This window comes from Bradyrhizobium sp. I71 (assembly GCF_022354745.1).
GTDB classification, from domain to species: domain Bacteria; phylum Pseudomonadota; class Alphaproteobacteria; order Rhizobiales; family Xanthobacteraceae; genus Bradyrhizobium; species Bradyrhizobium liaoningense.
The window spans coordinates 1377860-1392121 of the sequence record NZ_CP059398.1 but is presented as its reverse complement, the minus strand read 5'-3'; the positions used below and the strand labels follow the sequence as shown (position 1 = coordinate 1392121).

The window sequence follows — 14262 nt, the reverse complement described above, 5'->3', positions numbered from 1 at the left end:
CGCGGGGTGTCGGTCACCTTACGGAAACCTTACGAAAGCAACTTCCACTTGTGCGGAGACGCTGAGAAAATTCCGCGCTACGAAGCGGTCCCGGGGTGCAGGCACGCCGGCGGCGCGGCCGGGTCCTCCCGGGTTGTGGCGCGCGCAAGTTGCAAGTCCGGACTTGAACCAAGGCCTGCTTGCGGATTTAAGTCGTTTCTGTCCCCGTCGATTTGGGGGGCTCATCGTCAGGGAGGTCTAGATGATTTCGCGTCGTTCAATTGCCCTTGCCCTTGCGCTTACGATTGCATTGTCAGCCGGTCCGGCGTGGTCGGCCTCTGGCAACGCGGTCAAGATGTTCGACACCGACAATGACGGCACGCTCGATCTTGCCGAGGTGAAGAAGGTGGCCGCCGCAATGTTCGCAAAGCTTGATCCCGATCGTGACGGCACGCTTGATGCGCGCGAATTGCGCGGACGGTTGTCGGCGAAAGAGCTCGCCGCCGCCGATCCTGACCGTGACGGGACGCTTACGCTGGACGAATATCTGTCCGTGGTCGAACAACGCTTCAACGCGGCGAATCCCGACAAGGACGGAACGCTGGATGCGAAGGAGCTGAACTCGCGCGCCGGCCGCAGCCTGCTGCGATTGTTACGGTGAGCGGGGCAATCGGAACTGACGTGACGAGGGCCGTGTTTGCGATCATTCCGGCCTGACGCCCGGGAACATCGGGCTGCCCAGCCTGTTTTCTCCGCAACGTCCTGCCTGGCGCCGGGGCTGCGCGGCAGGCGAAGAGGAGATGCAGATGAACACAAAACGTTCCGTTCTTGCTGCCTGCGCCATCCTGACATTGAGCGCCGGCGTTGCCGTCGCCGGCCCGTGCAACACCGGTAGCGCCAGCACCGACAAGGATGCCGGTTCTGGTCCGGTCACCGTGGGCTCCGCTCAATCGCACTCGCCCAGTTCAACGAGTGATACCAGCCAGCATCCGCCGACCAGCACGATGAATCGTGCAAGCGGTGAAACGCCGGCTTCGTCCGAGGATGCGCAGCGGCAAATGCAGAGTGAGCCGACCGCCGCCCAGCGCGCCGAAGGCGCCAAGCCGAATACCGAAATAGCCGACAAGGGCTGCTGACGGCGCCGCTGTCGACCAGACGCGCGGTGCGTTGCACAAGTTGTTGTCTCGCTGGTCGTGCTTGACCAAGAGAGAACTGGTTTTGTCCGAGAGAGAAATGCAGTGGCGAAGAATCGACACAGACGCGCTCGGCAGTCCAATCGAGGCTTGAACTGCACCTGACGCAGCCCTACGTTTTGCGCCGCGCGATGTCGCGCTCAATACCTTGGGAGACCCCGAATGGCTTGGAAAGCTCCGAAGATCGTGGAAGTGCCGGTCGGCATGGAAATCAACATGTACGCCTGCGCTTCGCGCAAGTAAGACTGACGACCTGCCGCGGCCTCGATGGCGAGCGCCGTCGAAGCCGCGGCAGTGTCGGATTTCGGCCTGGTCTCATCGTGCTTTGCGATGGACGCCAAGCGGCACGTGCGCAGGCTTCGACCTCTCCACCAAAATCTCGACCTTGCTCTGCCGCAGTGTGCTACGCTGATGCTCGGTGAGCGTTGCTGCTGCATCATAGCGGCGCGCCTTCGGGGCACGGGATGGGCGGCAGAGCCTGTAAGTTCTGGCTGGTGATCGGGTGCGCGATCGTGCTGGCGCCGGCACGCAGCAGCGCTGAGGAAGGCTTTGATACCGAGCACATTTTCGGCTTCATGATCGGCACCGATGTCGGCAATGTCGGCGAGCGCGAATTCCAGACCCAAACGACAGGGCGCTTCGGCAAAGGCGGGGCGGCGTATCGCGCGCTCGAGCACGAGGTCGAGATCGAGGTGGTGCCACTGCCGAACTTTCGTATCGAGGTCGGCGGCACCGCCAGCTTGCACGACATCACCGGCGTCCCTGATATCGACGACCGCCGCCAGTTCAACTTCCAGGGCGCCTCGCTCGACCTGCGTTATCGCCTGCTCGATCGCGACCGCGCACCGTTCGGCTTCACCATCGCTGCCGAGCTGCACGGCGACCGCATTGACGAGACCAGCGGCGCGAAAGGGCGAATGTACGGCACCGAGTTCACGCTGGCCTTCGATCGCGAACTGATCCCGAACTTCGCCATCGGCGCCCTCAACCTGATCTATCAACCGGAATGGGCGCGCCTCGAGGTTGGAGGAATATCCGAGAAGAGCTCAACGATCGGCGCTGCGTTTGCCGGCCTGGTGCGCGTGCGGCCGAATGTGCTGCTCGGTGGCGAGTTGCGCTATTTCCGGCAATATGAGGGGATCGGCCTCGGAGAATTTGCAGGCCAGGCCCTGTTCGTCGGCCCCACCGCATATTTCCAGCTATCCGAGCGCTCGCGGCTGACCTTGAGTTGGAGCATGCAGGCCTGGGGACGTCCGGCCGGATCGGGCGGCAATCTGGACCTCGTCAATTTCGAGCGGCACCAGGCCCGGATGGTGTTCGGGATCAACTTCTAGCTGCGAGACCGTCGTGGCGGGGACAAGCACGGGCACCTCTGGGGAATTCGGCGTTTTGCGTCGCAAAAGGGATGAGGCGGTTCCCATCGCCATTCCTCACCTCCGCTTGAAACTTTCCCCCTCCTTGCAACGTAATCTTTCGTGCTAATCTCCAGCGCCCCTTGCGAGAGGATCCGGCATGAACCCGATTGACCTGGTGGTGACTGTGTGTGCGGTACTCTCGCCTGCGACCTGCGAGGAACAGCATCTGATGTTCAACTATTCCGGGTCGCCCCGCCAATGCGTGATGGCCGCGCCGCCCTATATCGCGCAATGGGTCAGCGAGCATCCGAAGTGGCAGGCGGTGCGTTGGCGCTGCGAATATCCACACCCGAACGACAGGGCATAGGGCGCCCCGCGCTACTTCGTGCAGTCCTTCAGATCCTTGTCGGCGATCGAGAACACGGCGTCCGCCTTGATCTCGATGTCGCGGACGATGCACTGCCGCGCGTCGGGATAGCTGACCTTGGCGTCATAGCGGCCGGGCTCGACACCGGTGATGCGCAGCCGCTCGTCGTGGTCGACCTCCTTGTCCTTGTCGTTCAAGCACTGGTTCGGACCCCAGTCGGTCTTGCCGGCCGGCGCGAGCTGGAAGCCGGAGATCGTCTCCGTCGTCAGGTTCCAGAGCCTTACGCCCTTGCCCTTGGTCTGCGCGGCGGCGTCGCCGGCAAGCGTCGACAACGCGATCAATGCCAGTACCCAACGCATCAAGCAGTCCTCCCACAGGCGCGCCGTCATTCCCTGATCAGGCGTTCGCGGTTCTTTGCCTTGTCGAAATTTTTGGCGCGGTCAAGGCCGATCGGCGCGATCAGCTTCGTCGAGGCGAGATCGGCGCCGTCGAAATCGGCGTCGATGACGATGGCGCCGGTCAGATCGGCTCCGCCGAGTTGGGCGTTTTTCAGCGATGCACCGCTCAGGTCGGCGCCCCTGAGGATCGCGAATTCAAGGTCGACGCGCGACAAATCAGCGTTGCGCGCGTTCAGCCGTTCCATATTGGCGGATCTCAGCACCGCGCGCATCAGCCCCATCGACTGGTTGCGCATGTCGGCACCGAGATGCGCATCCGCGATCGACGTGCCGACCATGCTCGCGCCGGTGAGATCTGCCGTGATGCGCGCACCAGTCAGATCGGCGCCGTCGAGGCGAGCACGTGCCATCTGTGAAGCGAACAAATTGGCGCCCTTCAGACTCGCGCCCGTGAGATCTGCGTCCAGCAGCCACGCCTGATCGAGGATCGCCCCATCAAGCCGGGCACCGGCGAGTTTCGTCTTGTTGAGCCGTGCCGCACGGAGAATTGCGTTGGCGAGGTCGAGACCACTGAGATCGAGCCCCGATAACCGCTTGCCGGTCAAATCGGCGGGGGCGCCGGCGCTCGCTTTGGCCAGCGCGGCCTCGACCTCCTGCCGGCTCATTTCGGCGGAGACCATGGCGGGTGACGTCAGATCGAGATCGCGCATCATGTCCTGCGCGCGCGTCGTTGTCGCGAGCAGAGCAAGGCCAAGTGCCGTCAGGGCGATCCTTCGCTTCATCAGCAGACTCCGCTGCGACCCAATTTAGCACGGGCCTCGCGCGGTTGCCTATGAGACATCCCGCCCGGCGTGAACGCCGCCTTGTTCCGGCTGGATGCGCCGTGCAAGCTCGGTCCTGATCGCCGCAATCTCGGCTTCGCTGCGCGCGGCGCGCGGGATGGCGATCGGAAGCTCCTGTACGATCCGTGCGGGACGCGGCGACAAGAAGAACAGCCGGTCGCCGAGCCGGATCGCATCGTCGAGACTGTGGGTGACAAGCAGCGTCATCATCGGACGGCTCGCGACCAGCGTTGCGATCTCGTCGCGCAAACGGCCGGCGAGCGCATCGTCGAGCGAGGCGAGGGGCTCGTCGAGCACCAGGAGATCGGGCTCGACCGCGAAGGCACGGGCGAGTGCGACGCGGCGGGCAAGGCCGAGCGACAATTCGCCGGGAAAGTGGCTGCGATGCGCTTCCAGCTCCAGGATCCGGAACAGCTCCGACAGCTTCGCGTCGGAAACCTCCGGGGCTGCAAGCCGTACATTCTGCTCGACCGAGCGCCACGGCAGCAGCCGCGGCTCCTGGAACACCATGCCGATCCGCGCCTCCGGCGGTCGCGCGACGCGGCCTGCAAAGTCGTGGTCCAATCCGAGGATGATGCGCAGCATCGTGCTCTTGCCGCAGCCGGACGGGCCGATCAGCACGCCGACCTCGCCGGATTGAAGCGCGAACTGGACCGGCGCCAGCACCTCGTGCGTTCCGCCCGCGGCACTCCTGAAGGTCTTTCCTGTGATCTCGACCTCAAGCCGCACGGGGCCGCCACCGGTTTGCGCGGGCTTCGAACGGCTGCACCAGCAAGGTTTCGATGACGAGCACGACGGCGGCGAAGGTCAGGGAATAGGCCAGCAGCCGCGGCGTGTCGAACAGCTGGAAGGCGACGCCGATCTCGAAGCCGACGCCGTTCGGACGACCCAGGAGCTCGGCGACCAGCACGATTTTCCACACCAGGGACAGCCCGGAGCGCGCGGAGGCCGCGATATAGGGCGCAAGCTGCGGCAGCACGACGTGGCGGAAGGCGCGCCAGCGCGGCATCGCGAACACGCTCGCCATCTCGTCGAGCGAGCGGTCGAGCGCGCGCGCGCCCTCGCGCAAGGTGACGATGGCGGTCGGCAGCTTGTTGATGGCGATCGCCGCGATCGCGGCGGCCTCGGTGAGCCCGGCCCAGATATAGGCCAGTACGATCACGACCAGCGCCGGCAAATTGAGCAGCAGGATCAGCCAGGGATCGCCGAGCCGGTCGGCGAGCTTCACCCGGCCCATCAGGTAACCGATCGCGCTGCCGAGCGACATCGCCAGCACGAAGGCGAGCGTGACGCGTGCCAGCGTGGCGCCGAGATGCAGGAACAGCGCGCCGGATGAGGCTTCCGCGATCATGACCTGGAGCACGGCCGACGGTGAGGGCAACTTCGCGCCGCCGACGAACAGCGCGGCGGTCCACCAGATTGCGAGGAACAGGGCGAACGAGAGAAGACGCAGCACCTCAGTCTCCGGGGACTGCGTGATAGAACGTGCCGGGGTCGAGCTCGGCTGCAGGGCCAACGAGTTCGCGGCCGCCGATCTCGGCCAGCACGCGGTAGAGCACGCGTGCGTCCTTCTCCTCGTCGTCGATGCTCCGACGCGGGATGCCGTCGCGGTAGCGGTCGCGGTAGGTCTTGAGGACGGCCGGATCGGTGGTGCCGGTGAGCGGCGCGACCTTGTCCCAGGCCGCATCCGAGGTCGCCAGCAGCTCTTTGGCCTTGCGGGTCATCGCGATGAAGCGCGCCACGGCGTCGCGATGGCTCGCGGCCCAGCTCTCGTCGAAGACATAGCCGACGGCGGAGACAGCACCCTTGGCGCCGAGCTTCGGCAGGATGTCCTCGATACCCGCGAGGCGACGAAAACCTTTGGCTTCGAGCTGGGCGCAGAAATTCCAGAAATTGAGGCTCGCATCCATCTCGCCGTCGAGCGCCTTCGCGGCGATCAAGGGCGGGGCGCCATAGACGATGGTTGCCTCCGACCTCAGGTCGATGCCGTCCTGTTTCATGCGCGCCTGGAGCAGCAACCAGCTCTTGTCGATCGCCCCGCCGGCGACGGCGAGCTTGCGGCCCTTGAGGTCGGCGAGCGTCTTGATTGGAGAAGCCGCCGGAACCATCACTGCGCCCAACGCGCTCGAATAGGGATAGAAAGTGAGCTTGGCGCCCAGCGCACGCTCGCGCGACACCCACAGCCAGTCCGACAGGATGATGTCGGCGCTGCCGGCGCGCATCGCGATCTTGCCGGCCTCGGTGCTCGCGAGCTCGGTGACCTCCAGCGACAGGCCGGCCTCCTTGTCGAGGCCGCTCGCACGGATTGCGGCCAGCTCCCAGGAGAATGTTCCGGTCTTCTGCACCGCAAGGCGGATCGCATCCGCGGCGCGGCCGGGCGCGGCGAGCGCCAGCGCCAGCGTCGTTGCGAGCGCCAATGTTCGACCAAATGCCCTTGTCACACCGAGTGCTCTCATCACCTTGTGAGCCGTTTCCTCTGACGGAGTGCTTTTCAGGACAATACGCATAGCATAGCCTTGGTCGCAACCAGCGGGAGGATGCGCATGAATCTGGCGGGACAGCTACGACCGATTGTCGCCGCATTGGTGATGCTGGCTGCGAGCGCGTGCGTGGCACGGGCCGAGGAGGTCAATGACTATCCCACCTCGGCGCGCGCGGAGTATGTCTATGGCTGCATGAAGGCCACCGGCGAGACGCGGGCTGCGATCGAGCAATGTTCCTGCTCGATCGACGTGGTGGCTTCGATCATGCCCTACGAGCGCTATGTTACCGCCGAGACCGCGCTCAGCATGTCGCAAGTGCGCGGCAATCTCGGCGTCCAGTTCCGGACCTCGGAGCAGGCGAACTCGGCGGTGAACGATTTGAGGCGCGCGCAGGCGGAAGCCGAGGTGAGGTGTTTCTAGTTTGCTGCCGTCATTCCGGGGCGCGCGAAGCGCGAACCCGGAATCTCGAGATTCTCTGGTGCGCAATTGCGCACCAGAGTTCGGTCCTGCGGACCGCCCCGGAATGACGGCTCGCTATCACGTCCCCGGCTTCTCCACATCCCACTCGTTGCGGAACACGTGCCCGTCCGTGTCCTTTGCTTCCGCGCGGAAACGCTTGGCGCCGTTGGAGACATACGTGAAGCGCAGATTGGGATCCTCCGAGATCGAGATGCCGCCTTCCATCGACAGCACGGGGCTGTCGTCCTGCGTCAGCTTCAACTGGTTGATGAAGAACGCGGGAATGTAGAGCTGCGTGACCTGGTCCATCTGGAGCCCGGAATTGTTGGGATGGCCGATCATGACCTGCGCCTCGCGCACGCGGCTCGCCGGCGCATCCTCGCGCGCGAACTGGCGATAGCGCATCTGGCCGAGCCGGTTCCTGGCTTCCTCGACGTTCTTGCCCGCCGGTGCCGAGCAGCCGCCGGACGCTTTCACGTAGGTCTTGGACACATAGAGCTGACCGTCGCTGAGCTCGGCGACCGCGTGGACATCGGTGTAATTATTGACGCGCACGCGTGTCGAGATCTCCGTGACATTGGCGTCGGGCCCGAGTTCGAACTTCGCCGCCATCGGCGCCGGATTGCGGTCGATCACCAGCGTGATCGAACGGATGCGCCGCGCATCGCCGGGCGACAGCTTGCTGCGCAAGGTCACCGGCACGATGGCCGCGTCTTCGGCGCGATACGGCATCTCGATGCCGATGACGGCGCTGCCGTCATTCATCGGACGGTTGCTGAAGATGTCCTGCACCAGGCCGGGCCAGGGATCATAGGCCTCTTCCGCCTGTGCCGGCATCGCGAAAGCGAGGCCGAGCAGGAGGGCGGTGAGGGTCAGGCGGCGTGTGCATCCCGTCATGGTCGTCATCCCGCGCGGCCGAAACAGTCGTCAGGTGCAGCCTAGCGCGCCCGCTACTCCCATTCAATTTCAGAGAATGCTGCAGTTGCGTTGCGGGCGTTGTAGTCGTCGAACAGCTGCCAATGCGGCCGTTCCGACGCGGCCGCCTTGTCTGCGGCGGCTCGGATCGGCTCGCCGTTCTTGTTCAGCGTGCGGACGTCGGACAGCAGCGTTGACAGGTAGCGCCGTTCATCGATCAGCGCCGCGGGCCAGTCGCTCACGGGGCCGTGACCGGGAACGACGCGGAGCGCCGGGATGGCCTCAAGCCGCTTCAATGTCTCGAGCCAGCCGCGGATGCTGCCGTCCATGACCGGAATGTGGCGGAGAAAGACCAGGTCGCCAGCAAACAGGGTCCTGGTCGTCTCGTCGTACACGATCAAGTCGCTGTCGCTGTGTCCGGCCGGCCAGGCGCGCAAGCTCAGGCGGCGCGAACCGAGATCGAGGGTCATCGTGTCGGTCACGAGCAGGGTCGGGGCAATGATCTTGACGGGATCGATCAGTTCGCTGCCCATGATGCGACGGAAATTGTCGAGATAGAACGGCCCCCGCGTCGCAAATGCCTGCGGCAGCTTGCTGTGCCCGACGAAGCTCGCCCCCTCCGCAACGAAGGCGGCATTGCCGAAGACATGGTCGGGATGGCCGTGGGTGTTGATGACATAGCGGATCGGCTTGGGCGTGCGGGCCCGCACGGCGGCCAGCAGCGCCTCGCCTTCGCGAAGGCTGCCGCCGGTGTCGATCACGGCCACGGCCTCATCGCCGACGATGAAGCCGACATTGGCGATGTCGCCTTCGTTCTCGCGGGTCATCAGGGCGACGGTCCCGGAGTGTACGAAGATTCCCGGTGCGACTTCGCTCACAGGCAATTCGGCGGCCCAGGCGCATGCTAGCGTGGCCCGGAACAGGGACAAGGCTGCGATCATCAGAGCGACGCGAGACACTTTTCTGCCTCAGTTCAAAGGGTTCTCATTGCACTGCAACAAAGCAAAGCCAGCACAAAGTTGGCACACGTGGCGCATCATGCGTTGCATGGATAACATCCAATCAAAACGAGGAGGAAGCGCGATGACGGAGGCCGGACGACATCGTCGCTGGTTGTTTTCACTGTGGGTCGTGGTCGCATCCTGTGCGTTCGGCGATGTCGCCGTCGCGCAGACCAGCGAGACCGGCGATCTCTCATTCGAGTTGGTCGATCCCAAGGTGTTGCGCGTCTGCGCCGATCCGCGCAATCTGCCGTTCTCCAACGAGAAGGGCGAGGGGTTTGAGAACAAGCTCGCCGAATTTCTTGCGGACAAGCTCCAGAAGAAGCTCGACTACGTCTTCTTTCCGCAGGCCACCGGTTTCGTGCGGATGACGCTGGGTGCGCATCGCTGCGACGTTATCATGGGCTTCCCGCAAGGCGACGACCTCGTGCAGGGCACCAATCCCTACTACCGCACGAGCTATGCGCTTGTCTCGAAGGCCGGCAGCGGGCTTGAGGACGTCGACACGCTCGAGGACCCCAAGTTGAAGGGCAAGCATGTCGGCATCGTCGCCGGCACACCGCCGGCGACCAACATGGCGCTGGCCGGCCTGATGGGCGATGCAAAGCCCTATCCACTGATGATCGACACGCGCTTCGACAATTCGGCACAGGCGATGATCAATGACCTCGCCGCCGGAAAGATCGACGCCGGCGTGTTGTGGGGGCCGATGGCCGGCTACCATGCGAAGAAGGCCGGCTCTTCGCTCCATGTCACGCCGCTGGTGAAGGAGACCAGCGGGCCGAAGCTGGTCTATCGCATCGGCATGGGCGTGCGCCCTGCCGACCAGAACTGGAAGCGGCAGCTCAACAAGCTGATCCAGGACAACCAGGGCGAGATCAACAAGATCCTGCTCGATTTCGGCGTACCGCTGCTGGACGAGAGCGACCGGCCGCTCGGCGCGGAGGCGGCCAAGAAAACGCCATGAGACGACCGCTTGCCGCTGTGGTCGTCGTTGCTCTGCTCATGGCACCGGCGTCGGCGCAGCAGCAGGAGCCGTTCGAGCCCGAAGGCTATCGCACCGACAATTATCGCGCGCCGGTGCCGGCGACGCTTGCCGGCGCGCGCGTGCTGACGACCGAGGAGGCGGAGGCGATATGGCGCGCGAACAGCGGCGCGTTCGTCGACGTGATGCCGCGCCCGCCGAAACCGAAGAACCTTCCCGAGGGCACGGTGTGGCGCGATGCGCCGCGCCGGAACATTCCGGGCAGCATCTGGCTGCCTGACACCGGCTACGGCACGCTGCCGCCCGCCATGGATGATTATCTCCAGCGCGGCCTCGCGCGCGCCTCGCGCGGCAACAAGGCCGCATTGCTCGTGATCTATTGCCTCGCCGATTGCTGGATGTCCTGGAACGCCGCCAAGCGTGCGCTGGCCTACGGCTATTCCAACGTCGCCTGGTACCCCGACGGCACCGACGGCTGGGAGCGCGCGAAGCTTCCGACCGATGACGCGCAGCCGGAGCCGCGGCCCGAGCAATATTGATCAGCGAAGATGCGCTTCCTCTCTCCGCAAGCAGAGAGAGGGTAAGCGCAGTGCTGCTACTTCTGCTTCTGCAGCTTCGTCAGCGTTCCCGTGCCGTTCGTCTCGGTGGCCGTATAGTTCACCCTGTCGCCGGCATGAACGGCATCCAGCATCGCGGCATCCTTGGTTTTGTACTCCTGGAGTGCGCCGGCGCTGCCAGCGCTGGCGCCGACCGTCCCTTTCTGCGTCTGCTGGATCGAAATCGTGCCGTTGAGACGGTCGATCCGCGTGATCGTTCCGGTCATGTCTTCGGCAAATGCGCTGGATGCGAGCAAGCTAAGGGCCGCAGCGCCCGCGAAGATGAATCTTGTTGTTCCCATCGAGGCCTCCCGACGTATGGGGTTCACTTCGACAAGGCATCCTGGATCGATTTGGTTCCGGCAGATAGCTCGGCAAAAGGTTAACGATTGCGGAACTTTCGCGAAAGCCGTCAGCGAGGCTGCCGCTATTCCATTTCCTGCTGGATCACGCGGCCGAGCGCGAACAGGCGCTGGTCGATCGTGGTTGGAACCTCGCAAACGAAGCGCACCACCTTGGTGCGGTCCTCGAAGATACGGGTCTTCCAGATCAGCTCGTTGCTGAGCGCCTCGACCTTGGTCTCGTCGCGGGGTGTCGCGCCTTGCAGGGTGTGGAGTTGGAGCGTTTCCTCGCGAATCTTGTCGGCCGCCTCGCGCTGCTTCCGGCTGACGCGTTCGAGCCCGTTCATGACCTGCGAGCGCTGAGCATTGAGCGTGTCGAACAGGCCGGCAAATAGCAGCTTCGCATTCGCCGCCTTGTCGGAACCGGAGGCGGCCAGAAACTCCTTCACCGATTTCTCGGCCTCGTCCAGCGGCGTCTTGCGCGCCGCCAATTTTGCGACCAGCGCGCTGACCTTGGCGTCGTCCTTCCATTTGTTCTGGACATCGTCGAGCGGCGGACCGGCCCACACGGCGGCCAGGGAGATCTCCGGCACCTTGGCCTGGGTACAGGGCCAGTCCGGATAGCGCGGATCGGCCGCGCGCGCGGTCGTGCCGGACAGCGCGACTACCAGGGCAGCCAGGAGCCAAACCTTCATCCTTCGCCTCCCGCAGGCCCGCGTCGCGCCAGCCCGCGCGAGGGATCATAGGCCAAAATCGCTCCGACCATGAAGACGATTGTGCAGCTTGCCACCACCGCCAGCGAGATCCAGTTGATCTGCCCGTATAGCGCGAAGCGGATCAACTCGACCGCATGGGTGAACGGATTGGCCTCGCAGAGATAGTACAGATAAGGGCTGCCCTCCTGCACCCGCCAGAGCGGGTAGAGCGCGGAGGAGGCGAAGAACATCGGGAAGATCACGAAGTTCATCACCCCGGCGAAGTTCTCCAGCTGCTTGATGCCCGAGGAGATCAGCATGCCGAGCGAGCCCAGCATCAGCCCGGACAGGATCAGCGCCGGCAGCACGGTGAGGTAACCCCAAGGCGGCGGGGTGATGTCCCAGAGCCAGGCGATCAGCAGAAATGCGTAGACCTGGAGCAGCGACACCGCGGTGCCCGCGAGCAGCTTGCAGAACAACAGGAATCCGCGCGGCAGCGGGCTCACCAGGAGCGTGCGCATGTTGCCCATCTCGCGGTCATAGACCATCGAGAGCGAGGATTGCATGCCGTTGAAGAGCTGGATCATCGCCATCAGCCCAGGCGCGATATAGACCTCGTAGAGGATGTAGGTCTCGTAGGGCGGGATGATGGAGATGCCGAGCACCTGGCGGAAGCCGGCGGCAAAGATGAACAGCCACACCAGTGGGCGCACCAGCGCCGAGACGAACCGCTCGCGCTGATGCAGGAAGCGCAGCCCCTCGCGCCAGACGATGCCGGTGAGGCAGGTCAGGTACTCCTGGACGGAGAAGCCGCGCGGGGTGTCGCGCGTGGTGATGCTGCTCATGCGCCGCCTCCCGGCATCACCTGCGCGCCGGTCAGGCGCATGAAGGCGGTGTTGACGTCCTGCGCGCCGGCCTCCGCGATGACGCGGCTCATCGGCCCCTTCGCCAGCACCTTGCCCTGGTGCAGCACCACGAGATCGTCGCCGGGATTGATCTCGTCGAACAGGTGCGTGGCCCAGAGCACCCCGATGCCCTGATCGGTCACGAGCTGGCGGACATGGTTGATGATGTCGGCGCGCGCCTTGACGTCCAGGCCGACCGTAGGCTCGTCCAGCAACAGCAGCCGCGGCCGGTGCAGCAGCGCCCGCGCAATCTCCAGCCGCCGCATCTGGCCGCCTGAGAGATCGCGGACCTTGCTGCCGGCGCGCTCTTCGAGCCCGATGCGGCCGAGCAGTTCGGCGCTGCGCGCGGCGGCCTCGCGGCGGCTGATACCGTGCAGCGCGGCGTGATAGAGCAGGTTCTGCGTCAGCGACAAATCGAGATCGAGCGTACGCGGCTGGAACACGACGCCGAGCAGCCGGAGCGCCTCGCCGGGGCTCTTGCTGATGTCATGACCGAAGATGGCGACACGGCCGGACTGGATGCCGAACAGGCGCGTGACGAGCGAGAACAGCGTGCTCTTGCCCGCGCCGTTCAGCCCAAGCAGCGCAGTGAAGCTCGCGGGCTGGACATTGAAGGAGACGTCCATCAGCGCGCGGCGCGGCCCATAGGCGTGGCCGACGCCGTCGATCGCCAGCGCCGGCACGGCGGCGGGATCGGGCCCTGGTGCGGCGTCGTGTGGTTCGGCGATCGGGGCAGGGCTGGTCATGGCGCGATCGTGACGCCCCAGGGCAGTTCGCCCACCTGAATGGTCTTGATCACTTTCTGTGCGGCCACGTCGATGACCGAGACGTCGTTCGACACGCCATTGGTGGTGAGCAGGTACTTTTCGTCCGGCGTGAACGCCACGTGCCAGACGCGCTGCCCGACCAGCAGGTATTTCGTCACCTTGCGCGAGGCGACATCGACCACGGCGATGCGATTGGCGGGGCCGAGCGCGATGAAGGCGGTCCTGTCGTCCTTGGTCATGCCGATGCCGACGGGCTGGATCGCTTCTTTCCGCAGGCCCGGGATCTCGAAGGTGACCTTGCCGATCACCTCGTGCTTCCTGGGATCGATGATCGACACGGTCCCGCCGATCTCCGAAGATACCCACACTTCCGAACTGTCATGCTTGAACTCGGCGAAGCGCGGGCGGGCGTCGACCAGCACGTTGGCGACGATCTGGCGCGAGGCGGTGTCGATGAAGTGCGCCATGTTGGTCGTCTCGGACGTGTTGATCAGCGTCTTGCCGTCGGGGCTGATGGTCATGCCCTCGGGCTCGACGCCGACCTGGATATCGCCGAGGCGTGCGCGCTTCTCGAGATCGATCACGGTTACCGTGTTGTCGTTCTCGTTGGCGACATAGAGGATCTTGCCGGCGGCATCCTGCGCGAACAGCTCGGGATCGGGCCCGGAGGGCAAGCTGTCCACCACGCTTTGCGTCTTGGCGTCGATCACCTGGATGGTGTCGTCGTCGCCGACCGCGACCAGCACGAACTTGCCGTCGCGCGTGAAATCGATGCCGCGCGGGCGTTGGCCGACCTTGATGGTCTTGGTCACGGTCCAGGTGTCGGTGTCGATCACTGAGACCGTGTTGCTCTTCTCGTTCGAGACATAGGCGATGAAGGCGTGTGCGGGCGCTGCGGCGGTCGCCAGAACCATCAGCAACGCTGCTCTTAGCAGGTGCGATCTCCGTCCGCGGGCGGTCCTCACCTCCCCCGCTTGCGGG

At 64.8% G+C, this 14262-nt stretch carries 20 protein-coding genes; 8 read left to right on the top strand and 12 right to left on the bottom strand.

The window, feature by feature from the left end; genetic code table 11:
- The first annotated feature begins 241 nt into the window (after nt 1–241).
- From FJV43_RS06900 to FJV43_RS06880, 5 genes are all read left to right on the top strand, one after another.
- On the top strand, nt 242–640 hold the full coding sequence (locus FJV43_RS06900; protein WP_239625637.1) for a calcium-binding protein: 399 nt from the start codon (nt 242–244) through the stop codon (nt 638–640).
- A 145-nt stretch (nt 641–785) separates the two neighbouring features.
- Nucleotides 786–1115: a hypothetical protein gene (locus tag FJV43_RS06895; protein ID WP_239625635.1), complete on the top strand. Its 330-nt coding sequence runs from the start codon at nt 786–788 to the stop codon at nt 1113–1115.
- A gap of 219 nt (nt 1116–1334) precedes the next feature.
- Nucleotides 1335–1415, top strand: a complete 81-nt coding sequence (gene pqqA / locus FJV43_RS06890; protein ID WP_008562446.1) for a pyrroloquinoline quinone precursor peptide PqqA — start codon at nt 1335–1337, stop codon at nt 1413–1415.
- Between the two features lie 221 nt (nt 1416–1636).
- Nucleotides 1637–2506 carry a hypothetical protein gene (locus tag FJV43_RS06885; protein ID WP_239625633.1) on the top strand — a complete coding sequence of 290 codons (870 nt, stop codon included), beginning with the start codon at nt 1637–1639 and terminating at the stop codon, nt 2504–2506.
- A gap of 178 nt (nt 2507–2684) precedes the next feature.
- Complete coding sequence (locus FJV43_RS06880; protein ID WP_239625632.1) at nt 2685–2894, top strand: hypothetical protein; 210 nt, start codon at nt 2685–2687, stop codon at nt 2892–2894.
- A gap of 11 nt (nt 2895–2905) precedes the next feature.
- Here FJV43_RS06880 and FJV43_RS06875 read toward each other — a convergent pair whose 3' ends face one another.
- Genes FJV43_RS06875 through FJV43_RS06855 form a run of 5 tightly spaced genes read right to left on the bottom strand, consistent with a single transcriptional unit; the run spans nt 2906 to nt 6590 of the window.
- The gene (locus FJV43_RS06875) at nt 2906–3253 is read right to left on the bottom strand and encodes a hypothetical protein (protein ID WP_239629340.1); all 348 of its coding nucleotides are present in this window, start codon (nt 3251–3253) and stop codon (nt 2906–2908) included.
- Nucleotides 3254–3279: 26 nt separating this feature from the next.
- A complete protein-coding gene (locus FJV43_RS06870) occupies nt 3280–4074 on the bottom strand; it encodes a pentapeptide repeat-containing protein (protein ID WP_239625630.1) in 795 nt (264 codons plus the stop codon).
- Between the two features lie 48 nt (nt 4075–4122).
- On the bottom strand, nt 4123–4863 hold the full coding sequence (locus FJV43_RS06865) for an ABC transporter ATP-binding protein (RefSeq protein ID WP_239625628.1): 741 nt from the start codon (nt 4861–4863) through the stop codon (nt 4123–4125).
- Nucleotides 4853–5590 carry an ABC transporter permease subunit gene (locus tag FJV43_RS06860; protein ID WP_028181811.1) on the bottom strand — a complete coding sequence of 246 codons (738 nt, stop codon included), beginning with the start codon at nt 5588–5590 and terminating at the stop codon, nt 4853–4855. The genes FJV43_RS06865 and FJV43_RS06860 overlap by 11 nt, the downstream gene beginning before the upstream one ends.
- A gap of 1 nt (nt 5591) precedes the next feature.
- Nucleotides 5592–6590, bottom strand: a complete 999-nt coding sequence (locus FJV43_RS06855; RefSeq protein WP_239625626.1) for an ABC transporter substrate-binding protein — start codon at nt 6588–6590, stop codon at nt 5592–5594.
- Between the two features lie 87 nt (nt 6591–6677).
- On the opposite strand from FJV43_RS06855, the gene FJV43_RS06850 reads away from it, so the two are divergent.
- Nucleotides 6678–7037, top strand: coding sequence for a hypothetical protein (locus FJV43_RS06850; RefSeq protein WP_239625624.1), 360 nt, complete (start codon nt 6678–6680; stop codon nt 7035–7037).
- A 117-nt stretch (nt 7038–7154) separates the two neighbouring features.
- Here FJV43_RS06850 and FJV43_RS06845 read toward each other — a convergent pair whose 3' ends face one another.
- Nucleotides 7155–7973 (bottom strand): quinoprotein dehydrogenase-associated SoxYZ-like carrier, encoded by an 819-nt coding sequence (locus FJV43_RS06845; protein WP_239625622.1) that lies wholly within the window; start codon nt 7971–7973, stop codon nt 7155–7157.
- A gap of 53 nt (nt 7974–8026) precedes the next feature.
- Nucleotides 8027–8950, bottom strand: a complete 924-nt coding sequence (locus tag FJV43_RS06840; RefSeq protein WP_239625620.1) for a quinoprotein relay system zinc metallohydrolase 2 — start codon at nt 8948–8950, stop codon at nt 8027–8029.
- Nucleotides 8951–9074: 124 nt separating this feature from the next.
- Here FJV43_RS06840 and FJV43_RS06835 point away from each other — a divergent pair, with 124 nt between their 5' ends.
- Nucleotides 9075–9959 (top strand): substrate-binding domain-containing protein, encoded by an 885-nt coding sequence (locus FJV43_RS06835; RefSeq protein WP_239625618.1) that lies wholly within the window; start codon nt 9075–9077, stop codon nt 9957–9959.
- Nucleotides 9956–10516 carry a PQQ-dependent catabolism-associated CXXCW motif protein gene (locus FJV43_RS06830; protein ID WP_239625616.1) on the top strand — a complete coding sequence of 187 codons (561 nt, stop codon included), beginning with the start codon at nt 9956–9958 and terminating at the stop codon, nt 10514–10516. The genes FJV43_RS06835 and FJV43_RS06830 overlap by 4 nt, the downstream gene beginning before the upstream one ends.
- Before the next feature lie 56 nt (nt 10517–10572).
- Here the strand turns inward: FJV43_RS06830 and FJV43_RS06825 are convergent, their stop codons facing one another.
- The 5 genes from FJV43_RS06825 to FJV43_RS06805 all read right to left on the bottom strand — a co-directional run bounded on the left by FJV43_RS06825 (nt 10573) and on the right by FJV43_RS06805 (nt 14195).
- Complete coding sequence (locus FJV43_RS06825; RefSeq protein WP_061883464.1) at nt 10573–10875, bottom strand: copper-binding protein; 303 nt, start codon at nt 10873–10875, stop codon at nt 10573–10575.
- Nucleotides 10876–11000: 125 nt separating this feature from the next.
- On the bottom strand, nt 11001–11609 hold the full coding sequence (locus FJV43_RS06820) for a hypothetical protein (RefSeq protein ID WP_239625614.1): 609 nt from the start codon (nt 11607–11609) through the stop codon (nt 11001–11003).
- Nucleotides 11606–12454, bottom strand: coding sequence for an ABC transporter permease (locus tag FJV43_RS06815; RefSeq protein WP_239625612.1), 849 nt, complete (start codon nt 12452–12454; stop codon nt 11606–11608). The genes FJV43_RS06820 and FJV43_RS06815 overlap by 4 nt, the downstream gene beginning before the upstream one ends.
- Nucleotides 12451–13260 carry an ABC transporter ATP-binding protein gene (locus tag FJV43_RS06810; RefSeq protein ID WP_239625610.1) on the bottom strand — a complete coding sequence of 270 codons (810 nt, stop codon included), beginning with the start codon at nt 13258–13260 and terminating at the stop codon, nt 12451–12453. Before FJV43_RS06810 ends, FJV43_RS06815 begins: the two co-directional genes overlap by 4 nt.
- Complete coding sequence (locus FJV43_RS06805) at nt 13257–14195, bottom strand: YVTN family beta-propeller repeat protein (protein ID WP_239625609.1); 939 nt, start codon at nt 14193–14195, stop codon at nt 13257–13259. Before FJV43_RS06805 ends, FJV43_RS06810 begins: the two co-directional genes overlap by 4 nt.
- Nucleotides 14196–14262: the final 67 nt, after the last annotated feature.